Below are 23,981 nucleotides of genomic sequence, written 5' to 3'. Positions count from 1 at the left end.
TGCTCGGGTATCGAATCTAAAAGCGCACTCCGGTACTTGCATTCGGTGTGCGCAGTGCCGGTTTGGCTGGGCTACAACCAGATTGGATGCGCAATGGATGACACGGACGACGGCACCAATATTCGGCATCCCACCGATGACGACTGGCAGGCGGTCTTCGAGAATCAGGCCCGGACATTCGGCGACCCGGTGGGCCCCGAAGACCTCGAGGCGTGGAAACGCCGAGTCAGCCTCGACGACATTCTCATTGCCGAGGACGTCTCCGATCCGGAGCACCCGAATCTGGTGGGAACGTCCATCATCTACCGCTCGCGGCTCACCGTGCCGGGTGGTGCCACTCTGCGGGTGGCGTGGCTGACCATGATCGCCGTCGCGTCAACGCATCAGGGCAAGGGACTATGGGCGCAGCTCAGCGCCAAGGGACTTGGCATACTGCTGGACCGCGGCTATCCGATCGTGTGTGGCGTCCCGACGCAGACCGCGATGTACGACGGTTTCGGCGCCGGCGTGTCGAGCTACAGTCGCACCTACGCCATCGACCGCCGTTTCGCGAAGTTGCGCAACAAGCCGAGCCGGATCCGGACGCGCGAGGTCAACGCCGCCGAGGCGCGACGGCACCTGCCCGAGCTCTACGAACGATGGTGTGCCGCAACCAATGGCGCGATATCGCGGGACGACGCGTGGTGGGCCGACTCGCTGGACGACCGACCGACCCAGCGCGGCAACGGATCTGCGCTGCATTACACCATTCATCCCGACGGCTTCCTGACCTACCGGGTCGTCGGCTCGCACCAGCACGCGTTCCGCCCGCCGCTGGGCACCGTGGTCGTCGAAGACTTCTGCCCCATCACCGATGAAGCGCACACCGAACTGCTGCAGACGCTCCTGGTCTTGGAGATGTTCTACCGCATCGAGATCGATGTGCCCCCCGACGATCCGCTGCCGCTCAAACTCGTCGACCAGCGCGCCGCCGAGACCAAGGGTATGAGCGACTTCCTGTGGGTGCGCATCAACGACGTCCCCGAAGCGCTCGGCGCCCGCAGCTATGGCGCCGACGCCGACATCGTGCTGGAGGTCACAGACCCGCTCGGGCTGGCGGGCGGGCGTTTCCAGCTGCAGATCCGCGACGGCGCCGGTAAGTGCACGCCCCACGACGGCTCGCCCGACATCGAGATCGGGCTGGCCGACTTGGCCACCATCTACATGGGGGCGCATCGCGCTTCCCAGCTGGCCCGCGCGAACCGGATCACCGAGGTGCGCCAGGGGGCGCTGGCCGAGCTGGACGCGGCCTTCGGCACCGACCGCGCGCCCTTCTGCGGCACCGTGTTGTAAACGAAACCCGCTATGCGACAGCCACTTTCACTGGCGCACGGAATTGCGCGGCGAAGGGTCGACGGCAGCCAGGCGACGGCCGACCAGGGTGAGCTCGGACTGTTACCGGCCCGCCCGTCCCCGGGCCGCTATCCTGGAACGAGGTCGGGATTTCACTCCGTGGCGCAACGCCTGTTATTGTCGCCTACGCGGTCTCGGCCGACCACAAGCGCCGTTAGCTCAGTTGGTAGAGCAGCTGACTCTTAATCAGCGGGTCCGGGGTTCGAAACCCTGACGGCGCACCAGCCCACCAAAGATCTATTTGGTGGCGTCTGAACTTCGATGGGAGTTCGCCCGATGGGTAACAATCTCCGAGAACTCCTTTTCCCCGTGGCCCCGGCAGCCCTACCATCTCTGCGACGGGGTTTTTCAGAGGGGATTTGTGAAAACTGAGCTGAAGTGGGTCGAACCCTACGAGGGCCACTTCCACGCCAACATCGACGACCGCAGCGAGTTCCGCGTCCATGCGGTCTCGACGGGCGGCTTCCGCGCCGAGCGCGTCGATGACGGCTTGGTGCACCACGACCTGGGCCGGGCCGGCACCGCCGCCGAGGCGCAAGCGATCTGTCAGGACCTGTACACCCGGACCATGCGGCGCGCCGCATGGGAGGCCTACATGGCCGAGAACGACCCGCCCGGCTGGAAGTAAGCCGACCACCCTCACCGTGGGCGACGCACCAGTTGCCGTCGTATCTCATCGCGAAAGCCCCTCCTAGAAGGTAATTTCTTGCTGGCACCGATCGGCGCCTGAAGCGCCGACAGGCCCCCTTGAGACACGCTGCGTCGAAGGAGCTGCAATGGGGTTCATCCGGCCCAACCTGCCCGTCGTCGACATGGCCGAATGGAGCGCCCGCTCACGCGCCGAGCGGATCGTGCCGATGGCGCGCCACATCGCCGAGCACGGCTTCGGCACCCCCCTGGTGATGCACGTGATGTACGGCGTGAAGATCGCGCTATACGTCCTCGGCGGCTGGCTGTTCGCGTGGTCGACGTCCGGCATCGGCGGCTTCACCCGGGTCGGCGCGTGGTGGTCGGAGCCGATCGTGTTCCAGAAGGCCGTGCTCTACACGATGCTGTTCGAAGTCATCGGCCTCGGTTGCTGCTTCGGCCCGTTGGCCGGGCGCTACTTCCCGCCGATGGGGTCGATCCTGTACTGGCTGCGGCCCGGCACCATCCGGTTGCCACCGTGGCCGACCCGGGCGCCGTTGACCAACGGCAGCAACCGGACCCCGTTCGACGCGTTGCTCTACGGCATTTTGCTGGCGCTGCTCGTGTCCGCGCTGCTGGCCGACGGCAGCGGGCCAATTCCCGCTCTGCACACGGTGATCGGTGTGCTGCCGTGGTGGCGGACCGTCGCGATTCTGGTGGTGCTGGCCGCGCTCAGCCTGCGCGACAAGGTGATCTTTCTGGCCGCGCGGGGCGAGGTGTATGCGCCGCTGGCGCTGACGTTTCTGTTCGCCGGGCCCGACATCGTCGTCGGGGCCAAGGTCATATTCATGGTGATCTGGCTGGGCGCGGCGACCTCGAAGCTCAACAAGCACTTCCCGTTCGTGATCTCGACCATGCTGGCGAACAATCCGTTCATCCCGTCGGGCCCGCTCAAGCGGTCGATGTTCAAGCACCATCCGGACGACCTGCGGCCCAGCGCGTTGGCGGGCTTCATCGCGCATTTCTCGACCGCGGTGGAAGGTCTGGTGCCGCTGGTGCTCTTCTTCTCGCACGGCGGGTGGCCGACGGCCCTCGCCGCCTTCGTGATGATCGTGTTCCACCTGAACATCCTGTTGGCCTTCCCGATGGGTGTGCCGCTGGAGTGGAACGTGTTCATGATCTTCGGGGTGCTGTGGCTGTTCGTCGCGCACGCGCGCCTGGGGTTGTCGGACGTCGCCCATCCGCTGCCGATCGCCGCCCTGTTCGCGGTCATCACCGGCACCGTCGTCGTCGGGAACCTCTACCCGCGCAAGGTCTCGTTCCTGCCCGGCATGCGTTACTACGCCGGCAACTGGGACACCACGCTGTGGTGCGTGCGGCCGTCGGCCGACGAGAAGTTCCGCGTCGGGTCGCGCGCCCTGGGCCCGATGCAGCACCTGCAGCTCGAGCGGTTGTACGGCAGCAAAGAGGAAACCCTGATCCCCCTGCACCTCGCCCTGGCGTTCCGCGGCATGAACACGCACGGACGCGCGCTGATGACCCTGGCGCACCGGGCTATGGCCTACTACGACGAGGACGATTACAACCTGTGCGAGGGCGAAGTCCTGTGCTCAATGGTTCTCGGCTGGAACTTCGGCGACGGGCACATGCACAACGAGTGCCTGATCGAGGCGCTGCAGCAGCGGTGCGGGTTCGAGCCGGGCGAGGTGCGGGTCGTCATCCTGGATGCCCAGCCCATCCACCACCAGCGGCAGGAATACCGGCTGGTCGACGCCGCGACGGGCGAATTCGAGCGTGGCTACTGCGACGTCGACGACATGGCCACCAACCAGCCCTGGGCCGACGACATCCCGGTTTACGTCCAGGCCCGGCGCGTCACCGATTCCTGACGCGGCGCACCGCCACCACCACGACGAGGGCCCCGACCCCGGCCAGCGAGGCCAGCACCACCGGCTTCTGCACGAATCCGATCACCCGGATCTTGAGGTCGTCGGCGAGGCGCCGAGGGTTGGCCCGCTCGGCAAGCGTGTCGACGGTGGCCGCGAGCTGGTCACGGGCGACGTCGATGTCCTGCTTGATGGCTTCGGGGTCCCGGTCCGCCACTGTGTCCTCCAAGTCGCCCAGTATCCGGCTCATGCACCTGCCCGAACTACCCTAGATCAGCTGGCGGTAACCCCAACGCTCCGGTGAACAGAAAGGGACCCACCTTGACCGAGACCACGCGGCTTGCACCGGGCGACAAAGCGCCCTCCTTCAGCCTGCCCGACGCCGACGCCAACTTGGTTTCCCTGGCCGACTACAAGGGGCGTCGCGTCGTCGTGTACTTCTACCCGGCCGCGTCGACGCCGGGCTGCACGAAGCAGGCGTGCGACTTTCGGGACAGCCTGGCCGAGCTCAACGGCGCCGGCCTCGAGGTCATCGGAATCTCCCCCGACAAGCCGGAGAAGCTGGCCAAGTTCCGCGACGCCGAGAAGCTGACGTTCCCGCTGCTGTCCGACCCCGAACGCAAGGTCCTGAGCGCGTATGGCGCCTACGGCGAGAAGCAGATGTACGGCAAGACGGTCACCGGCGTCATCCGCTCGACGTTCGTGGTCGACGAGAAGGGCAAGATCGCCGTCGCGCAGTACAACGTGAAGGCCACCGGCCACGTCGCCAAGCTGCGCCGCGACCTGTCGGTGTAGCCCGAAAATTGACCGGCCAATAACGCTGCCTAGCAGGTGACGGATGGGCCACCTTTCATGGGGCAGTAGGGAAGCACGCAGCTCACCGACGTTGTTGAGACGGCGAACGCCAGCAGTACCGCAATCAAGATCCTCTTACCCCTCATGGCGTTCCTCCCCAGTCGTTGTCCAGCTGTCCCCATTGCCCAACCTCCGTGGCAAGTAAAACAAAGTGGCACTTCCTTTTTTGCCGCTTCGCTCACAAAGTGCGGCGCAAAAGCGCGTCGTACGCCACTCACGACCTTTCCGCTTTCCGCCTAGCGACGATCAACCGATGACGGCGGCCTCGTGATACTCGGTGATAGGCCGCGCGACCCCCTGTTCGTCGCAGACCCGTTGCAGCTTCTCCAGCGTCTCGTCAATCCCCGGTCCACGCCGCTTGCCGGGGGTGAAGGTGGCCGGTAGGTGCTGCATGCCCTGGATCACGCCGATCGTCGGATAGTGCACGGTGCCCTCGGGGTCGCAGCGGTAGTCGGGCATCCGGTCGAGGACCGCCGTGAGCATCGACTTGAACACGACCCGCGCGACGTTGGACCCGATGCAGCGATGGATGCCGAGCCCGAAGCTGAAGTGCCGGTTGTTCTTTCGGCTGAGGTCCAGTCGGTTCGGATCGGGAAACACTGAGGGGTCGCGGTTGGCCATCGCCCAGGACAGCCACAGGCGATCGCCCTCCTTGAACCGCGTGCCCGCGATTTCGAGATCGGCGGCGATCGTGCGACCGTCGCCCGGCGCGGGCGTGAAGTAACGCAGGAATTCCTCGGTCGCCGAGTCGAGCAGCGTTTCCGATTCCCGCCTCAGCAGCTCGCGCTGCTCGGGATTCTCGCCCAGCCATTCCAGCGCGTGCGCGGTCAGCGCCGTCGTCGTGTCGAAACCCCCGCCGATGATCAGGCCGAGCATGCCGAGCAGTTCGGCGTCGGGAGCGGGTTCGCCGTCGATCTTCAGCCTGGCCAGCGCGTCCACTATCCCTGGGCGCGGGTTCTCGCGGATCTCGAGGAGGTGGTTGAACAGGTCCGCGCCCATCGCCATCGTCTGCTCCAAAACCCTTGGGGCGTCCGGGGAATCGGCGGGCGTGTAGACATTGGCGTGGGCCGGCTCGCAGTACAGCTGCCACTTCTTCAGCGGAACGCCCATGATCGCCAGCGTCAGGACGGCGGGCACCACGTTCGCGAGATCGTCGACGAAGTCGATCCGCCCGGCTTCGATTTTCTCGTCGATACTCGCCCGCACGATCTCGTCCACGAACGGCTTCCAACGCTTGACGGCCGCCGGCGACAGGTAGGGGTTGAGGATGCTGCGGTAGGCGGAGTGCTCGGGTTCGTCCATCTCGAGCATGCCGCCGCGGACTCCGGTGCCCTGCGGCAGCGTGGGAATCGTGATGCCCTTATAGCCGGTGCCTTCGCCGGTGACGTCGTGGTCGTTGGACACGTGCGGGCATCGGGCGAGCTCGAAGACTTCCCGGTTGCCCGCAGCCACCCAATGCCCGTCATAGGTGTCGGTCCAGGCCACCGGGCACCTGGCGTGCATCTCCTCGGTGATCGCGGCGAACCGCTCGCGGTACTCCGGGGTGTGGCGATCAAAGTGGTAACGGTTGGTCTTGCCGGCGTCTTCGGTCAGGGTGTTTTCCGTGCTCACGGTGGCGTCTCCTGCGGACGGGTGGCTGCATCTAGAAGCAGTATGCAGCGAGACTGCCGGTCTCGTTAAGCATTCTCTCGGTCGAGTTTTCCGCTCACCCCAGGTTCGCCAGCAGTAGCGCCTCACTGATCGCCGCCCGCTCCAGCACGCCCAAGTGCAGGCTCTCGTTGATGCTGTGCGCCTGCGTTGCCGGGTCCTCCACGCCGGTGACCAGAATCTTCGCCTCCGGAAAGGCCTCGGCGAACTCGGCGATGAACGGGATCGACCCGCCCATGCCCATGTCGATCGCGTCGACGCCCCACGCCTGCCGGAACGCGGCCCGCGCGGCGTCGTAGACGTTGCCGCTGGCATCGATGGCGTAGGGCTCGCCGACGTCGCCGCGGGTCACGCTGACGTGCGCGCCCCAGGGGGCGTGCTGCTGCAGGTGCGCGGACAAGGCGTCCAGGTGCGCCGCCGCGTCACCGCCGGGCGCGACGCGCATGCTGATCTTGGCGCGGGCCCGCGGGATCAGCGTGTTCGACGCCTTCTCGATGGGTGTGGTGTCGATGCCGATCACGGTGATCGCGGGCTTGGCCCACAGCCGCTGCGGCGCCGAGCCCGAACCGATTTCGGACACCCCGTCCAGCAGCCCGGAGTCGGCACGCACCCGTTCGGGCGGGTAATCGACTGCCGCGGCGGTGCTTTCGTGCAGGCCGGCGACGGCCACATTCCCGTCGTCGTCGTGCAGGCTGGCCAATAGCCGCACCAGGGCGCTGAGCGCGTCGGGCACCACGCCGCCCCAGATGCCGGAGTGCAGGCCGTGGTCGAGCGTGGCGACTTCGACGACGCAATCGACCAGACCGCGCAGCGTCACCGTCAGCGCCGGGATTTCGGTGCTCCAGTTGTCCGAGTCGGCGATGACGATCACGTCGGCGGCCAGCGCGTCGCGGTGCGCGGCCAGCAGCCGACCCAAAGACGGCGACCCGGATTCCTCCTCGCCCTCGACGAACACGGTCACGCCCACCGGCGGCCGGCCGCCGTGCGCCCGAAACGCCGCCAAATGCGTTGCGATGCCGGCCTTGTCGTCGGCGCTGCCGCGTCCGTAAAGCCGGCCGTCGCGCTCGGTGGGCTCGAAGGGCGGCGACACCCATTGGCCGCGGTCGCCCTCGGGCTGGACGTCGTGGTGGGCGTACAGCAGCACGGTCGGCGCGCCGGGGGGCGCCGGGTGGCGGGCGATGACCGCGGGCGCTCCCCCTTCGCTGACGATCTGTATGTCGCCGAAACCGGCCTGCGACAACAGATCCGCGACGGCCTGCGCGCTGCGGTGTACCTCGTCGCGGCGGGCGGGGTCGGCCCACACCGACTCGATGCGCACCAGGTCTTCCAGATCGCGGCGCACCGACGGCAGCACCTCGCGGACGCGCTCAACCAGATCGCTCATGGGATCGAGGCTAGTCGGCGGTCGTCTCCAGGATCGCCACCGCGGCCGCGGTATCGCCCTCGTGCGTCAGCGAGACGTGAATGATCACGTCGGCCAGGTGTTTGGCGATGTCGCCGCTGAGCCGAACCCGCGGACGCCCCCACATGTCGGTGACGACCTCGATGTCGCGGTGGATGTCCTCCGGCAGCACCGGCCGCTGGGCGAACCGCGATCCCGACCACGCCTTGATCACGGCCTCCTTCGCGGCCCAGCGGGCCGCCAGGTGACGAGCCGCCGACGAACTCTTGTCCGACGCGTCGCGGCGCTCCCCCGGGGTGAACGTCTCGGAGAAGACGGTTCCCGGCTGGTCGACCTGCTCGGCGAAATCAGGGATAGAGACGAGATCGATCCCCACACCGACAATTCCCATGGGTCGCCAGGCTAACGGACCGGCGTCATCCGGCAGAGACCTGGTAGGTCTCGCCGTCACCCAGGCGCGAATCCGGGTTCAGCAGCATCGCCGCCTCCTGACGCTTCTCGGACTCGTCGTGGTCGAAGCGGCGGTTCGGTGGCCGCTCGTACATCGGCGCGCCACCCGCGATCGCCGATGCCAGCCGCCGCTGACCGGCCAGCAGGCGCGCATCCGCGCGCCGCTGGTAGTCCGCACGCTGCTCCGGGTCGAGCGCGGCGACGAACGCCTGCGGGTGCACCAGCGCCACCAGCCCCGAAACATGGCCGAACCCAAGGCTGGTCACCAAGCCCGCCTTGAGCGGGAACTTCTCCCCAAGCCGCAGGGTCTCGCGCACCCACACGAAGTGGGCCGAGCCGGCCAGCTCGTCGTCGACGCAATCCAGGCTGCGGTTGGGCGGGACCACCCCGTCGCGCAGCATCTGGCACAGGCCCATCATCTGGAAGACCGCCGCGCCGCCCTTGGCGTGCCCGGTGAGGCTCTTCTGCGACACCACGAACAGCGGCGCGCCCTCGGAGCGGCCGAGCGAATCCGCAAGCCGCTCGTGCAGTTCGGTCTCGTTGGGATCGTTGGCCAGGGTCGACGTGTCGTGCTTGGAGATCACCGCGATGTCGTCGGCGCCCACACCGAGCCTACCCAACGACCGCGCCAGCGCCGAATCCTTGCCGCCACGACCGGCGCCCAGCGCGCCCAGCCCCGGCGCCGGGATCGACGTGTGCACGCCGTCGGCGAACGACTGCGCGTAGGCCACCACGGCCAGCACCGGCAGACCCATCTTGAGCGCCAGGTCGCCGCGCGCCAGCAGGATGGTGCCGCCGCCCTGCGCCTCGAGGAACCCCAGCCGGCGACGATCGTTGGGCCGGGAGAACTTCGAGTCGTGGATGCCGCGGCCGCGCATCATGCCGGTGTCGGCGGTGGCCGCCATGTCACCGAAGCCGATGATGGCTTCCAGCGTCAGGTCGTCGAATCCGCCGGCGACCACCAGCTCGGCCTTGCCGAGACGGATCTTGTCGACGCCCTCCTCGACCGACACCGCCGCGGTCGCGCATGCGCCCACCGGGTGGATCATCGCGCCGTAGCTGCCCACGTAGCTCTGAATGACATGCGCGGCAACGACGTTCGGCAGAACCTCCTGCAGGATGTCGTTCGGCTTGTTCCGGCCGAGCAGGTTGCCGTGGTACATCGTCTGCATCGACGTCATGCCGCCCATGCCGGTGCCCTGCGTGCTGGCCACCAGGCCCGGGTGCACCCATCGCATCAACTCGGCCGGGGTGAATCCCGAGGACAGGAACGCGTCGACGGTCGCGACGATGTTCCACAGCGCAACCCGGTCGGTCGAGCTGGCCATGTCCTGGCTGATGCCGAACACGGTCGGGTCGAACCCTGTCGGGATCTGCGCGCCGACCGTCCGCGACAGCTTGGTCTTACGCGGCACCCGAATCTCGGTGCCCGCCTTGCGGATGACCTGCCAGTCACTGGAGTCGGGCACCGGCCGGATGACCGTGTGTTCCGGATCGAACTCGACGAAGGCCCGCGCGTCGGCCTCCGAGGACACCACGAACGCGAAGTCCTTGTCCAGGAACACCGACACCAGCAGCGGCGACGCGTGATCGGGGTCGATCGCGCCGTCGTCGACGAACTCGCGGATGCCGCAGCGCTCGACGACGGTGTCGTGGTAGCGCTCGACCAGTTCGGACTCGTCGACCAGATCACCGGATTGCGTGTCGTACCAACCAGGTTGGGGGTCATCCTCCCAGCGGATCAGGCCGGTGGTCCAGGCCAGCTCCAGGACACCGGCCGCCGACAGTTCGTTGTCGACCTCCATCTCGAAGCGAGTCCGCGACGAGCCGTAGGGGCCGAGTTCCGCGCCGCCGACGATGACCACCAGGTCGGCTGGGTCGACGTCCAGGTCCGCCCATTCCGGCGGCGGCGCCGGGGTGAAGCCGCGCGGCGGGGACGGCAGCGCGGCGATGGTGCCCTCGGCGCCGGCCTCCCCGGCCGCCTCTTCACTCGAGGTGACCTGCTCGCGGGCCTTGGCGGCCAGCTCGGCCATGTCGAGGTTGGCCTCGCCCAGCCCGCCCGTCAGGTCAGCCTTGATCGGCGCACCGGCCGCGGCCACCTTCGACTCGATGTCGCAGAGGGACAACAACATTGACGCCATCTCGTCGGTCGAGTAGGTGGTGACGCCGGCCTCCTCGACCGCATCGACGATGGCGTCGTTGTGGCCCATCAGCCCGGTGCCGCGGGTCCAGCCGATCAGCGCGTGCGCCAGGCTGACCCGGGACGCCCACGACGACTCGGGGTGCCAGCGGCTCACCAGGGCGTCCAGCGCCGACTTGGCTTCGCCGTAAGCGCCGTCGCCGCCGAACATTCCGCGGTTCGGTGAGCCCGGCAGCACCACGTGCAGCCGCGACGCGATGTCGCGCTCGGCGCCGATCTTCGACAGGCCGCCGATCAGCCGCTGTACCGCCCACAGCAGCACCTTCATCTCCATCTCGGAGCGCGAGCCGGCCTCGGACAGGTCGCCCGCGACCCGCGGTGCGGCGAACGGGAACAGCAGCGTCGGGGTCTGCGCATCCTTGATGTGAATCGATTGCGGCCCAAGGCTTTCGTTCTGTTCGGTGCCCACCCACTCGACCAGAGCGTCGATGTCGGAGTAGGACGCCATGTTGGCCGCGACGACCCACAGCGCCGCGCCGAACCGGGCGTGGTCACGGTAGAGCGCGCGGTAGAACGCCAGCCGCTCGTCGTCCAGCTTGGACGTCGTGGCGATGACGGTGGCACCGCCGTCGAGCAGCCGCCCGACCACCGATGCGGCGATCGAGCCCTTGGAAGCGCCCGTCACCACCGCGACTTCGTGGCTGTAAGGGCCGGGGTCCGGGTTCTCGGCGCCGGCCGCGATCCGCCCGTACAGCGACGCGTGAATCTGCCGGCCCGCGGACAGGGCCTTGCCCTGCCACCAGGTGGCCTGCGTGGCCACGACATGGCCTGCGCCCTCGAACCTTTCGGACAGCTCCAGCCAGCGGGCGTCGATGTCACCCTCGTCGGCCAGCCAGAGCTTGACCAGGTCTTCGCGGGCGCTGGCCCACCGGTCGTCGAACAGCACGGCCTTCTTCGGCTCGAACACCGGCGCCACCAGCCGCGGCCAGTCGGCGCCGAGTTCGGTGGTCACCAGGTCGATGAGCTCGGCATCGGTGGCCGCCGGCGAAGCGCTGACCGGGTCGTCCAGGCCAAGCTGGTTGAGCACCAGGCGCGCCGCCGAGGCCAGCACGCCGTCGCGGCCGGTGATCTGGTCGGTGAATTCGCCCAGCGCGGCGGCATCGATGGTCGCACCGCCGCCGCCTCCGCCCGAGGACGGCAGCGCCACCGCGATGCCACGACGCGCGGCGACGGAAGCCACCGCGGCGTCGATCGCCTTGTCGACGGCTGCCGCGTCGGCCAGTGCACCCTCGTGCAGGTGGCCCATCGCGCCGCCCCGGACGCTGGTCCCCTCGCGGGTGCCCAGCGCGACCTCGACCGTGACGTGCTTGGCCCAGCCCTCGCCGAGCTCCCAGGTCTTCTTGACCCGCTCGGCGATGGCCCCGGGTCGCTTACCGGAGGGCCCCAGCACCGTGCGCAGCTGGTCGTTGATCGCGTCGGAAAGCACTGGGCCGTAAGGCTTGTAGGTGCGCGCCAGCTTGGTGACCTGCGCGCGCAGCCCGGCCAGGTCGGCTTCGGCGGCGCCGTCGATGGCGCCCAGGTTCAGCTCCGAACCCAGGTCCACCAGCAGCTGGTTGCGCCGCGACGACGCGCCGTCGGTGATGGATTCGATGGAGTCCAGCTCCTCGATCTGGTCGATGCGCATCTTGGCCGACAGCGCGATCAGCGCCAGGGTGGCATCGGCGGCGTCGAACCCGATGTCGTCCGGTCGGGCCGCGCCCGACGGCGCGGTCGGCGCGGCGGCGGGGGCCGCCGGTGCGGCCGCGGCTGCCTCCGGTGCCGACGCACTGTCGGCCGGCGTCTCCGGCTCGTCCTCGGGCTCCGGCTCGGGGTCGGTGTCGGTGGCGAACAACACCGCGGCGTCACGCTCGGCGTTGAGCACTTCCACTGTGCTGTGGGCATATTCGGGAAGCTTCAGCGTGTTGGTGGCCAGGCCCGCGACGGTCGGTGCGGACTTCACGCCGATCTCGACGAAGCGCTCCACGCCCAGGCCGCCGGCGGGCTCCTCGGTGAACAGCAGGTCCTGGGTTTCGATCCAGCGCACCGGGCTGGCGAATTGCCATGCCAGCAGCTCGATCAGGACGATCCGGGCCATCTCGATGCGGCGCTCGGCACGCCAGGTCTCGTAGTCGGCGAGGATCGGGTCGAGCGGCTCGGCCGGCACCAGGTCGCGGATCTCCTGGATGAAGTCGCGGTCCAGGGTGAACGGCCGCGGCACCAAGTTGGGGATGTAGCGCCCGATGATCACGTCAGGATCCTTGTCGCGCGGCATGACCCGGTCGAGCGATCGCCGGAACTCCGCCACACCGACCCGCAGCACGCGCGAGTGGAACGGCACGTCGATCCCGGGCACCAAGATGAACGAGCGCTTGCCGCCGGTGATCTCGCGGCGCCGCTCCACCTCTTCCTCGAGCACCTCCAGGCCGCGCACGGTGCCGGCGATCGCGTACTGCGACCCGCGCAGGTTGAAGTTGACGATCTCGAGGAACTCGCCGGTGCTCTCGGCGATGCCCGCGACAAACCCGGGGACCTCGTCGTCCGGCAGGTCGATCTGCGACGGCCGGATGGCGGCCAGCCGGTAGTTGGACCGGCCCAGCTCGTCGCGCGGCACGATGTCGTGCATCTTCGATCCGCGGTGAAACACCGTCTCCAGCAGAGCTTCCAGCTCATAGATGCCGGTCACGCAGGCCAGCGCGGTGTACTCGCCGACGGAGTGGCCGCAGGCGATCGCACCCTCGACGAAGGCGCCCTGCTCGCGCATCTCGGCAACCTGCGCCGCGGCCACCGTCGCCATCGCGACCTGGGTGAACTGCGTCAGGTACAGCACGCCCTCGGGGTGGTTGTAGTGCACACCGCTGGCGATGATGCTGGTCGGGTTGTCTCGCACCACATGCAGAACCGAGAAGCCCAGGGTGTCGCGGGTGAACTTGTCCGCCTTGTCCCACACCTTGCGGGCGGCCTTGGACCGGGCCCGGACGTCCATGCCCATGCCCTTGTGCTGAATGCCCTGACCGGGGAACGCGTAGACGGTGTGCGGGGCCGCCAGGCGGGCCGTCGCCGACATCACCAGATCCGAACCGATCTTGGCGGTGACCTCCAAAACCTCTGCGCCCTGGTCGATTCCGACCCGATCGACGCGGAACGCGACCTCGTCGCCGGGTCGCACCATGCCCAGGAAGCGCGCGGTCCAGCCGATCAGCCGTGCCGGCGGGCGGGCTTGACCATCGGTGGCGGTCACCGCGTGCTGGGCGGCGGCCGACAGCCACATGCCGTGCACGATGGGCGATTCCAGGCCGGCCAGCAGCGCGGCGGCCCGGTCCGTGTGAATGGGGTTGTGGTCACCGGAGACCACCGCGAACGGACGCATGTCGACCGGCGCGGTGATGGTGACGTCGCGCCGGCGCCGGCGCGGGGTGTCGGTCGCGTTCTCCGAGACCGCGCCACCGGCGCGGGTGGGGTCGGCCAGTTCGGCGGCCCCGGTGCGGCCCAGGATGGCGAACCGCTCTTCGAGGGTGGCGATAGCCCGACCGTCGGTGTCGGCGATGGTGACCGAGACCGGGACGACGCGCCCCATGTCCGTGTCGATAGCCGCCGAAGCCGTTGCGGTGATTGTCAATTGCGACTGGGTCACCGGCAGCTTGCCGACCATGTGGGCGGCGTGGTCCAGATGCACCAGGCTCAGCAGGCCCTCGACGACCGGGACGCCGGCGTCGGTGACGGCCGAGCCGATCGCGGAGAATACGGCGGGCCAGCACGGTCCGACGAGCGCGTCGGGCACGGTGGTGAGGCTGGGCGCCAGCGGTTCTCCGAAGGTGGCCGTGACACCGGTGTGGTCGGCGACCCGTTCGGGGTCCCAGTCCACCGTGACCGTGGCCGATCCGTCGGTGACCGCCGGCAGGAACTCCGGCCCGTCGACGCCGGCGGCGATGGCCAGCACCGCACGCATCGCCGTCGCGGCATCCTCGATGGAGACCACCGGGGTGGCGCCGTCAACGGTGTTGGGCGGCAACGTGAATGGGATGTCGATCCACGTGCCCGACACCGGAACGCTGAGCACGACGCGGTCGCCCTCGACCTGAAGCCGTGCGCCGGTGGACGAATGCGTGGCGCGGCGGCTCTCGGGTCCGTCGTGCACCAGCCAGTCGGAGGGGTCGGCGATGCGGTGGACCGGGTTGGTCGCGGTGCGGCCCGCCCATTGGACATCGGGGGCGTCCAGCACGACGGCCAGCGGACCGGTGACGTCGGCGCGGCCCGCCCGGCGTGACGTGACGGCCGTGGGCTCTGCCCCGGCGGCCAGCGCCTCGTCGATGGCTGCCTGCTCGAAGCGGTCCAGCAGTTCGCCGACGGGCTCGTCCATCCGGGTGATGCCCGCGACGGCCGCGGTTCCCGGAATGATGCACACCTGATCGGCGTCGTACCGGGCGTCGTGCGCCTGCCACAGCGAATCGCTGCGCCACCAGCGCCGCACGTCCTTGTCGATCACCGGCACGAAGTTGACCGGCTTGCCCAGCAGCTTGCACAGCGTGACGAAGAACGGGACGTCGGCCGGGTGCAGCTGCACGCGTTCGGCGTCGGGGTAGTGCGCCAGCAGGGTGGCGATCGCCTCGGCCGGATTCTCCAGCAGCCGCGCGCCGTCCTCGGTGGAGCCGTCGAACAGCGTTTCGATGGGACCGAAATCCTGTGTGTGCAAACGGGCTTCGGCGCGCTGCAGCATCTGTTCGAAGCGGTCACGCCAGGTGTCGGCCAGCCACGGGCTGCCGGGTGAGGCGGTGTCGGCGGTGGAATCGCCGTCCCCGATGGTCAGCTCGACGTAGCGCTGCAACCACTGCAGGTAGGTCATCTCGCCGACGTCGCCGAAGTAGGGCTTGGCGGTGTTGGCCATCGCCGCGATGATCTCGTCGCGACGCTCCGCGACGGCATCGGCGTCACCGGCGACCTCGTCGAGAAGCCGGCCGCACCGCGAGGCGCTGTTGTCGATCTCGTGGATGTCCGCACCGAGCTGGCTGCGGCTGGAAGCCATTCCGCCCGAGGCTTTTCCGGCGCCGATCCACTGATCGGTGCCCTGGGTTTCGACCAGCATCCGCTTGACCGACGGCGACGTGGTGGCCTCCTTGGCCGCCATCGCCGCGGTGCCCACCAGGATGCCGTCGATCGGCATCAGCGGGAAGCCGTATGCCTGCGCCCAGCGCCCGGACAGGTATTCGGCCGCGCGCTCCGGCGTGCCGATGCCGCCGCCGACGCAGACGGTGATGTTGGAACGCGACCGCAATTCGGAGTAGGTCGCCAGCAGCAGGTCGTCGAGGTCTTCCCAGGAGTGGTGGCCGCCCGCGCGTCCGCCCTCGATGTGCGCGATCACCGGCTTGGTGGACACCTCGGTCGCGATGCGGATGACCGAGCGGATCTGCTCGACGGTGCCGGGCTTGAAGACGACGTGGCTGATGCCGACCTCGCCCAGCTCCTCGATCAGCTCGACGGCCTCCTCCAGATCCGGTATGCCGGCGCTGACCACCAGACCGTCGATGGCCGCGCCGGACTGGCGTGCCTTCTGCACCAGCCGCTTGCCGCCGACCTGCAGCTTCCACAGATACGGGTCCAGGAACAGCGCGTTGAACTGGTAGGTCCGGCCGTCCTCGAGCAGCCCGGCCAGCTGCTCGATGCGGTCGGCGAAGATCTCCTCGGTGACCTGCCCGCCGCCGGCCAGCTCGGCCCAGTGCCCGGCGTTGGCCGCGGCGGCCACGATGTGGGCGTCGACGGTGGTCGGGGTCATGCCGGCCAGCAGGATCGGCGAGCGCCCGGTGAGCCGGGTGAACTTCGTCGAGAGCTTGACCCGGCCGTCGGGCAGGCGAACCAGGGTCGGGGCGTAGCTGGACCACGCCCGCGCCACCTCGGGGACGGCGCCGACGGTGAATAGGTTGCGCTGCCCGCCGCGGGTCGCCGCAGGCACGATGCCCACGCCGAGCCCACGGATCACCGGCGCGGTAAGCCGGGTGAGGATGTCGCCGGGGCCAAGGTCGAGAATCCAGCGGGCGCCGGCGTCGTTGACCCGGGTGATCTCCTCCACCCAGTCGACCGGACGCACCAGGATGGACTCGGTCAGGTGCCGGGCCAGCTCGACGTCGAGGCCGACCTTCTCGGCCCAGCTGCCGACGATGTCGATGCCGTCGGCGAGGCGGGGCGTGTGGAAGCCCACCTCGACCTGCACCGGGTCGAAAACCGGCGAGAAGACGTCGCCGCCGCGCAGCTTGTTCTTACGGTCGGCTTCTTCCTTCTCCGAGATCTGCTGGCAGTAGAGCTCGAAGCGGGACAGCTGTTCCGGGGTGCCGGTGATCACGACCGAACGGCGGCCGTTGCGGATGGACAACACGGGCGGCAGCACAGTGCGCACGTCCTGCGCGAACTCGTCGAGCAGCCGGCCGATGCGTTCGGGGTCGGCGTTGGTGACCGACACCATCGGCGGGCGGTCACCCAGCACCGAGATGCCGCGCCGACGGGCCACCAGGGTTCCGGCCGCCCCGATCAGCTGGGCCATTGCCAGCAGCTCGGCGTCGCGGGAGCCCCCGGCCTTCAGCGCCTCGACGGCGAGCACACCCTGGGAATGTCCGGCGACGGCGACCGGTGGCGTCGCCTTGAGGTCCATGCCTTGGCGGGCCAGCGCCCGCACGGCCGCGATCTGGGTGAGCAGCACGCCCGGGATCGACACCGCGGCGGAGGTCAGGTGCTTGTCCGACGGAACCGGGTCCTCGGCCGCCAGCGCGCGCACCCACGACAGCGGCTCGAAGCCGATCGGGCGCACCACGACGAGTTCTTTGGCCACCGGCTCGAGGAGCAGGTTGACCTCACCGACCAGCGTTGCCAGGTCGGACTCGATGCCGGCCGACGACACCAGCTCTTCCAGGGTCTCCAGCCAGGCGCTGCCCTGGCCGCCGAATGCCACGGCGTAGGGCTCGCCGGTCGTCAGGCGGTCGACAAGGGCGTGGGCATCCCCGGCTTGTGGGCCCTTGCCTTGGCCGTCGCGGTCAGCGGACACCCGGTCGTGCTCGTGGATCGTCACCTTGTCTGTCTCCCCTGTATGCGTCTTTAGGTCTCGTTCGTCTGGCGGTCACCACCGCCGGGCGGGGTTCTGTCGATGCGGCGTGGTTCAGCGTCGAATCACTAGCCGGGAAAACGGCTGGCCGGTGTGTTGTCGGCGGACCGCCCGGCTGGCGCTGAGCGGCGCGACGGACTCCATCGGCTGCACTAAGAGTGTCATAAGGATCGACCCTCGTTTCGCGTGCTGATCGGTTACTGATGAGTTCTACGCATGGGTAACCGTGTCCTGGGTAACACCCCGTTTCACCGGCGGCGCGAACCCGATTACCAAACCCGCTGCATGAAGGTGGTTACGGTCGAGTAGCTATAACTGCGCAGATCAAGGCAGTCTTGTTATCGAATCGTTATATAAATTTTTTGGGTCGTGGAGTGCCGTCACGGCGCTGTCGGCGGCAACAGACGACGTTCGCCCGCTCGCGCGCGTCCGGAAAATGAGCGAACGAGTGTTTGCTGGAGTTTCTAAGAGTCCGCGCCCCTACGGGGACGGGCGGCGGCGGCGGCCGCTAGGCCCACTGACCGAATTGGGGCTTGAGGATCTCGTTGACGTCCACGCCGACCCCTCCGACGCTGCGTTTGTCGATTTCAACCTGGTGCAAGTTGGCCGCCGGATGGGCATATCCCTTGGGCGAGCCCCAGTTGTGCTGCCAGAAGTAGGAGCCCAATCCGTCGTGCAGCGCCCAGTCGATGGTCTTCGAATTGGCGTACACGCCTGTGCGCTGATGCCCGATAACCGACTCCCAGGATCGCAGATAGGGCGCCACCTGGCTCTTGTACTGCTCGTAGGACGGGTCGTCATCGATCGAGGCATAAATGGGCGCGCTGGCGGGCCCACCGGCCGCGGCGTGCAGCTGCATCCCGCGCTGCGCGTGCTGCAGACCGGCGTTGGCGCCGCCCAGCCAGTCCGCGCTGCTGGCCTTGCCGTACTGGTAGCACGACACGATTTTGAGTCCGTTGCTGTCGAGGTCGCGTGCCTCGGCGACCTGGATCGGCTTGCCCAACATCCAGTTGCCGCCGGGGCGACGGTCCGAGACGTACCGAATCGACCCCACCGCGCCCGCGGCCCGGATCTGGCTGGCCGGAATGACGCCGGCCGCGTAGTCCAGCAGGGTGCCGAGCGACGCCGATGCGGGCGCTGCGCTCAGCGAGGCGCCGGCGGCGCCCAGGCTCAGCAGGGCGGGGGCTACGGCCGCGAGTTTCAGCAGATCGCGCCGTGAAACGGATGACACACGCCACAGGGTACGACACAAATCCCATATGACACATTGATCACACCGGTCACATATGCATCACAGTGCCGCATCGTGCGTTTGAACGGGTTGGCGCGCGGGCAGCACGATGACGCTCACGGCCTCTACGCCGCGCCGCGCGGTCTGCTGGGCGACCTCCTCGAGGAAGTCGGCGGCCGCCGGGCTGATCGATCCCGCCCAGGCGCGAAACCCCTGCACGATCACCGGATCGCGCTCCAGCAGCGGTTGCACGCCCCGCAGCACGCCGACCACCTCGTCGGGCAGGGGGTCGGCCAGCTGCTGGTCGACCCAGCGGCGCGCCAGCTCCGCTGCCGCGGCATCGTCATCGCCCAAGGCGATCACATCGGCGGCCAGGCCGCGCAACCGATCGAACAGCACCTCGCGTCCCCGGGTCTCGGCCAGTTGCGACAACAGGGTGCTGGCCGCCGTTGGAAGCACCATTTGCCCGAACAACGCGGGAACCGGCAGGTCCCATTCGTCGAAGAGGTCGGCATACATCGCGGCGACGGGCGCGGGCAGCGGAGCGCTGAGTCGCCCGATCACCCCGATGCTGTCGCGGTGCGTGGTCGCCAACCGGTGCAGGATGTCCTCGTTGAGGTTGGCGTCGCCGCACTCGGTGGCCGCATCGATGGCCTGGATCAGGCGGTCGATCCGCTCCCGTTGTTGCATCAGTAGCGCGCGGTGCTCGTCGAGCAGGCCGGCCAGCGTGCTGTGCCCGCCTTCGATCAACCGCGCGATGTCATTGATACCGACGCCGAGGCTTCGCATCAGATCGATGCGCAGCAAGTCGAGGACCTGCTCGACGTCGAAGACGCGATAACCGTTGGATAGGTGCTGGGCGTGTAGCAGTCCGATCTTCTCGTAATGGCGAATACGGCCGGAGGCGATACCGGTCAAGGCCGTGACGTCGCCGATCAGTAGCTGCTCAGCCACCCCTTGACCTTACAACTGTGGCAAGGTCTGTACTGGGCAGATGCAACACGATCAGCTCATCGACCTCACCCGGCGCGCGTTGAAGTTGGCGCGGGACAAGGCGACCGATCTCGCTCCGGCCCAGCACACGGTCGATGCGCGTGACTACACGAGTATCGAGCGGCACCACCGGGATCGGGCCATGCTGCTGGCCAGTCCGCAGCTGGTCGGGTACGTCTCGGAACTTCCCGCCCCCGGTGCGTACTGCACGAAGACGGTGATGGGGCGGTCCATCCTGCTGACCCGGACCTCGCAGGGAACGGTCAAGGCGTTCAACAACGTGTGTCTGCATCGCCAGTCGCAGGTGGCGTCGGGTTGCGGCGTCGCCAAGCGGTTCACCTGTCCGTATCACGCCTGGACATACGACAACACGGGGCAGTTGGTGGCCCTTCCGGGACGCGAGGGGTTCCCGGAAGTGGCCATCAAGTCCGACGGGCTGACCGAGCTGCCGGCCACCGAATTCGCCGGATTCCTCTGGGTGGCACTGGATCCCGCAGCGACGCTGGATGTGGCGGCACACCTGGGCCCGCTCGCCGACGAACTCGACTCGTGGGGAATCGGGCGCTGGTCCCCGCTGGGCGAGAAGGTGCTGGACTCCCCTGTCAACTGGAAATTAGCGATCGACACTTTCGCCGAGAACTACCATTTCGCCACCGTCCATCAGCAGACCTTCGGCACGATCGCGCGCAGCAACTGCACGGTGTTCGACTCCTACGGGCCGCACCACCGGCTGATCTTTCCGCTCAACACCATCCGCGAGCTCGATGACGTGCCCGAGGATCAGTGGAGTCCGTTCTACAACGTGGTGGTGATCTATGCGCTGTTCCCCAACATCGTGCTTTCGGTGACGATCGCCAACGGCGAGCTGTTCCGGGTGTACCCCGGGGATCGGCCCGGCAGGTCAATCACCGTCCACCAGAACGCAACACCGCAGGACGTCTCCGATGACGCGGTGGCAGCCGCCGTTCAAGCCGTCTTCGACTATGCACACGCCACCGTGCGCGACGAGGATTACCGGCTGGCCGAGGGGCTGCAAGCCAATCTCGAGTCGGGAGCTCGCGACCATCTGGTGTTCGGCCGCAACGAGCCGGGCCTGCAGCACCGCCACGTCACGTGGGCCCGGGCGCTGTCCGCGTCAGCTGGGGTCGGCTGAGAGCACCGCGATCAGATCGTCGAGAAGCTTTGCCAGCATGTCGTTTTCGACGGGCGCGGAGCGGAACAGCAGCTCGACGGCATCCTTGCGCCGGCCGGCCGCCACCAGCGGCACAACCTGATCCACCATGGCCTGCAAGCTGGGCTCCCCCGGTGCCAGGCTCGCAACGGTAGTGGACAGCACGTCGACGAGTTCCCAATCCCGGTACAACGCCAGCGAGCGTTCGTTGAACGCGAAGCCCGTCACCGGTTTTCCCCACATGGTTCCGCGGTAGCGGTAGGGGCCCTCCATGTACTCGATCGGCAGGCCGTGCGCCGGCGCCGCCACCAACGGCTCGCCGATGAGATCCAGTTGCAGTGTGGGACAGGTGATCCGGTGCCGGTCGGGCATGTACCGCGCCGGGGCGAGGGGCCGTACCAGGGGGCGCACGGCCTCCGGCCATCGCACATAGCTGCTCACCGTGACCTCAAAGTCTTCGGCGCATTCCGGCGCGATCGCGGGGTCCGGGTGGCTTGTGGTGATGCCGGTAAACGGTTGCAGCGCATTGCCATCTGCGCGGTCGAACTGGCGCCAGATGCTCAGGTCGACGCCGTTGTCGAAGTTGATCGTGCGCCATTCGTGCGACCTGGCCCGCGGGTCTCCCCCCGATCCCCCGCCGCCGGCGTACTTGGGGAACCACTGCCGATCGACGTGCCCGCTGGCGCCGGACACCTGCTGGACCACGTCGCCCCAGCGCAGGGTGCCGGTCATCGCCATGCCGGTCTGGAAATAGGAGTAGGTATCGCTTTGACCGAAACAGACGATCTTCCCGTTATACGTCGATGCGCCCACCGGCGTCGGTGCGCGCGTTGGTGTTACGGCCAGGTCCAGTCGCATGGGCCGCCCGGATTGGTCCTGTCCGACCAGGCTGACCCGGTAGGTGTAGGGCAGCAGTTCGCCATCTCCGTTGCGGCTGGTCGTCCACGACGCGGTCCCCACGCTGCTGTGGTAGTTGATGTCGAGATGACCGGACGCCATCGTCAGCTTGCGCTGGGCGCCGGGCTCCATATTGGCCGGCGGCATGTCGTAGTCGGTGAAGGTGCCGTAGTCGCCGGTGTCGAGGTCGAACAGTGCCATCGTGTAGAAGTCCGCGACGACCGTTCCCCCGGGCCGGTTCTTGTTGAAGATGGTCAGGAAGGCAAACGAACGATCGGTCTCGGCGGCGTCAAGCTGACCGGCGATGAACCAGGTGTCCGACTCCTGGTCGAGATGTTCGCCTTCGGCGGCGGGAAACTCCAACTGGCTGTCGCCGGGCACCAATTGGAACGGGTAACTGCGCCAATCGCTGGTCATATCGGGCCTCGCTGCTTTTTTCGCTATGTTAGCGTGAATAGCGAAATTGCGGTCGCGTCCAATCCCCTGAGGAAGTGCCCCGATGACAGAGACTTCCGCCCATCGCTCCTATAACGAGCTGTTCATCGGGGGCCAGTGGCGCAAGCCCGCCAATCCCCAGCAGCTGGCCGTGATCTCGCCGCACTCCGAAGAGCCGGTCGGGCACGTGCAGGTCGCGGGCCCCGAGGACGTCGACGCCGCCGTCGCCGCCGCACGGCGCGCCTTCGATCACGGCCCGTGGCCGCGGATGAGTCATGCCGATCGGATGGCCAAGGTCGAACAACTCGCCGGCATCTACGCCGCCCACGCCGACGAGATGGCCGATCTCATCACCGACGAGATGGGGTCGCCGCGCAGCTTCAGCCGGATGGGCCAGGGGGCGGCCGCCGGGGCGCTGATTCACCTGTCGCTGGCCGCCGCCCGAGGGTTCCCGTGGGAGGAACGCCGCCAGGGTGTGCTCGGCGAAGTCCATCTGCGTAGGGCCCCGGTCGGGGTGGTCGGTGCGATCGTGCCGTGGAACGTTCCGCAGTTTCTGATCATGCCCAAGCTGATCCCGGCGCTGATCGCCGGCTGCACGGTCATCATCAAACCGGCGCCCGAAACGCCTTTGGACGCTTTGTGGTTGGCCGAGATGATCGAGCAGATCGGATTGCCCGAAGGCGTGGTGTCGGTGCTGCCCGGCGGCCCCGAGATCGGCGAGGCGCTGGTCCGCCATCCCGGTGTGGACAAGGTCGCGTTCACCGGTTCCAGTGCGGTCGGCCGCCGGATCGCCGCGCTGTGCGGCGAGCAGCTGAAACGGGTGAGTTTGGAGCTGGGCGGCAAGTCCGCGGCGATCATCCTCGACGACGCCGACATCGCCAAGACGGTGGCCGGCCTGAAGTCCGCGGGGTTGATGAACAATGGTCAGGCGTGCGTCGCGCAAACCCGGATTCTGGTCAGCGACCGTAAACACGACGAGGTGGTAGACGCGCTGGCCGACATGATGTCATCGCTGAACGTCGGCGACCCGACCGACGAGTCGACGGACATCGGACCCCTTGTGGCGCAACGACAACAGCGCCGCGTCCAGGAGTACATCAAGTCGGGCCGCAGCGAGGGAGCCCGCGTCGTGCTCGGCGGGGAACAGAGCCCGTCCGAGCGCGGCTGGTACGTGCAGCCGACACTGTTCGCCGACGCCACCAACGACATGCGCATCGCCCGGGAGGAGATTTTCGGTCCGGTGTTGACGGTGCTGCGCTACCGCGACGAGGACGACGCGGTCCGCATCGCCAACGAGACCGACTACGGCCTGGCCGGTTCGGTGTGGACCGCCGACATCGAACACGGCCTGGAGGTCGCGGCCGCCGTCCGCACCGGAACCTACGGCATCAACATGTACACCCTGGACATCGGCGCACCGTTCGGCGGCTTCAAGCAGTCCGGCATCGGGCGTGAGTTCGGGCCCGAAGGGCTGCACGAGTACGTCGAGCTGCAGACCCTGATTTGCAAGGGCCAGCTGCCGCCGCTATAGGCTTTGCGGTTGTCGGGCACGGCATCAACGACGCGGTGGGCGGCCGGACTATTTACATTGTTCGATGCCGCAACATATTTGGGCTCCAACGGTATGCCGTAGCGATCGATGCCGCATCGAGCTAGACGGTTGTCGGTGGTGGTTGGGGTTGGAAGGGGGTGTACCACCACCACTGGGCGCGTTCGCCGAGGGGTCCGGGGC

The 23,981-nt window shown here is 68.0% G+C and carries 14 protein-coding genes and 1 tRNA gene; 7 read left to right on the top strand and 8 right to left on the bottom strand.

All coding sequences use genetic code 11. The features are described from left to right. Positions 1 to 93 precede the first annotated feature (93 nt). From ACYQ8K_RS18295 to ACYQ8K_RS18280, 4 genes are all read left to right on the top strand, one after another. Positions 94 to 1,332, top strand: a complete 1,239-nt coding sequence (locus ACYQ8K_RS18295; RefSeq protein ID WP_459971123.1) for a GNAT family N-acetyltransferase — start codon at positions 94 to 96, stop codon at positions 1,330 to 1,332. Positions 1,333 to 1,540: 208 nt separating this feature from the next. Continuing rightward, positions 1,541 to 1,616: transfer RNA gene (locus ACYQ8K_RS18290), tRNA-Lys, on the top strand. 137 nt (positions 1,617 to 1,753) lie between these two features. Then, the gene (locus ACYQ8K_RS18285) at positions 1,754 to 2,020 is read left to right on the top strand and encodes a hypothetical protein (protein ID WP_459971121.1); all 267 of its coding nucleotides are present in this window, start codon (positions 1,754 to 1,756) and stop codon (positions 2,018 to 2,020) included. Positions 2,021 to 2,168: 148 nt separating this feature from the next. After that, positions 2,169 to 3,908 (top strand): DUF3556 domain-containing protein, encoded by a 1,740-nt coding sequence (locus ACYQ8K_RS18280; protein ID WP_459971119.1) that lies wholly within the window; start codon positions 2,169 to 2,171, stop codon positions 3,906 to 3,908. Here ACYQ8K_RS18280 and ACYQ8K_RS18275 read toward each other — a convergent pair. Continuing rightward, positions 3,895 to 4,122 carry a DUF3618 domain-containing protein gene (locus tag ACYQ8K_RS18275; RefSeq protein WP_459971193.1) on the bottom strand — a complete coding sequence of 76 codons (228 nt, stop codon included), beginning with the start codon at positions 4,120 to 4,122 and terminating at the stop codon, positions 3,895 to 3,897. The two genes, ACYQ8K_RS18280 and ACYQ8K_RS18275, sit on opposite strands and share 14 nt — an antisense overlap. A gap of 104 nt (positions 4,123 to 4,226) precedes the next feature. Here ACYQ8K_RS18275 and bcp point away from each other — a divergent pair, with 104 nt between their 5' ends. Beyond that, complete coding sequence (bcp, locus tag ACYQ8K_RS18270; RefSeq protein ID WP_459971117.1) at positions 4,227 to 4,700, top strand: thioredoxin-dependent thiol peroxidase; 474 nt, start codon at positions 4,227 to 4,229, stop codon at positions 4,698 to 4,700. A 306-nt stretch (positions 4,701 to 5,006) separates the two neighbouring features. On the opposite strand, the gene ACYQ8K_RS18265 is transcribed toward bcp, so the two are convergent. From ACYQ8K_RS18265 to ACYQ8K_RS18240, 6 genes are all read right to left on the bottom strand, one after another. Beyond that, entirely contained in the window at positions 5,007 to 6,371 is a 1,365-nt protein-coding gene (locus tag ACYQ8K_RS18265) for a cytochrome P450 (RefSeq protein WP_459971115.1), read from the bottom strand. 94 nt (positions 6,372 to 6,465) lie between these two features. Then, positions 6,466 to 7,791, bottom strand: a complete 1,326-nt coding sequence (locus ACYQ8K_RS18260; RefSeq protein WP_459971113.1) for a M20/M25/M40 family metallo-hydrolase — start codon at positions 7,789 to 7,791, stop codon at positions 6,466 to 6,468. A gap of 10 nt (positions 7,792 to 7,801) precedes the next feature. Beyond that, the gene (acpS, locus tag ACYQ8K_RS18255; RefSeq protein ID WP_007774057.1) at positions 7,802 to 8,200 is read right to left on the bottom strand and encodes a holo-ACP synthase AcpS; all 399 of its coding nucleotides are present in this window, start codon (positions 8,198 to 8,200) and stop codon (positions 7,802 to 7,804) included. A gap of 25 nt (positions 8,201 to 8,225) precedes the next feature. Continuing rightward, positions 8,226 to 17,489: a fatty acid synthase subunit beta domain-containing protein gene (locus tag ACYQ8K_RS18250; RefSeq protein WP_459971111.1), complete on the bottom strand. Its 9,264-nt coding sequence runs from the start codon at positions 17,487 to 17,489 to the stop codon at positions 8,226 to 8,228. A gap of 541 nt (positions 17,490 to 18,030) precedes the next feature. Further along, positions 18,031 to 18,753: a DUF1906 domain-containing protein gene (locus ACYQ8K_RS18245; protein WP_459971109.1), complete on the bottom strand. Its 723-nt coding sequence runs from the start codon at positions 18,751 to 18,753 to the stop codon at positions 18,031 to 18,033. Between the two features lie 60 nt (positions 18,754 to 18,813). Then, a complete protein-coding gene (locus tag ACYQ8K_RS18240; RefSeq protein ID WP_459971107.1) occupies positions 18,814 to 19,707 on the bottom strand; it encodes a MerR family transcriptional regulator in 894 nt (297 codons plus the stop codon). A gap of 40 nt (positions 19,708 to 19,747) precedes the next feature. Here ACYQ8K_RS18240 and ACYQ8K_RS18235 point away from each other — a divergent pair, with 40 nt between their 5' ends. Next, positions 19,748 to 20,899, top strand: a complete 1,152-nt coding sequence (locus ACYQ8K_RS18235; RefSeq protein ID WP_459971105.1) for an aromatic ring-hydroxylating oxygenase subunit alpha — start codon at positions 19,748 to 19,750, stop codon at positions 20,897 to 20,899. Here ACYQ8K_RS18235 and ACYQ8K_RS18230 read toward each other — a convergent pair. Beyond that, the gene (locus tag ACYQ8K_RS18230; protein ID WP_459971103.1) at positions 20,882 to 22,231 is read right to left on the bottom strand and encodes a secreted hydrolase; all 1,350 of its coding nucleotides are present in this window, start codon (positions 22,229 to 22,231) and stop codon (positions 20,882 to 20,884) included. The genes ACYQ8K_RS18235 and ACYQ8K_RS18230 overlap by 18 nt on opposite strands. Before the next feature lie 82 nt (positions 22,232 to 22,313). Here ACYQ8K_RS18230 and ACYQ8K_RS18225 point away from each other — a divergent pair, with 82 nt between their 5' ends. Beyond that, positions 22,314 to 23,780, top strand: coding sequence for an aldehyde dehydrogenase (locus ACYQ8K_RS18225; protein WP_459971101.1), 1,467 nt, complete (start codon positions 22,314 to 22,316; stop codon positions 23,778 to 23,780). Positions 23,781 to 23,981 lie beyond the last annotated feature (201 nt).

The sequence above is a fragment of the Mycobacterium sp. MUNTM1 genome (assembly GCF_054660795.1).
This window is presented reverse-complemented; position numbering and strand designations above follow the sequence as displayed.

Bases quoted from the DNA above. Each gene is read 5' to 3' on its own strand.
- ACYQ8K_RS18295 (WP_459971123.1), top strand. From the start codon at position 94: ATGGATGACACGGACGACGGCACCAATATTCGGCATCCCACCGATGAC.
- ACYQ8K_RS18280 (WP_459971119.1), top strand. From the start codon at position 2,169: ATGGGGTTCATCCGGCCCAACCTGCCCGTCGTCGACATGGCCGAATGG.
- ACYQ8K_RS18260 (WP_459971113.1), bottom strand. From the start codon at position 7,791: ATGAGCGATCTGGTTGAGCGCGTCCGCGAGGTGCTGCCGTCGGTGCGC.
- acpS (WP_007774057.1), bottom strand. From the start codon at position 8,200: ATGGGAATTGTCGGTGTGGGGATCGATCTCGTCTCTATCCCTGATTTC.
- ACYQ8K_RS18235 (WP_459971105.1), top strand. From the start codon at position 19,748: ATGCAACACGATCAGCTCATCGACCTCACCCGGCGCGCGTTGAAGTTG.
- ACYQ8K_RS18230 (WP_459971103.1), bottom strand. From the start codon at position 22,231: ATGACCAGCGATTGGCGCAGTTACCCGTTCCAATTGGTGCCCGGCGAC.
- ACYQ8K_RS18225 (WP_459971101.1), top strand. From the start codon at position 22,314: ATGACAGAGACTTCCGCCCATCGCTCCTATAACGAGCTGTTCATCGGG.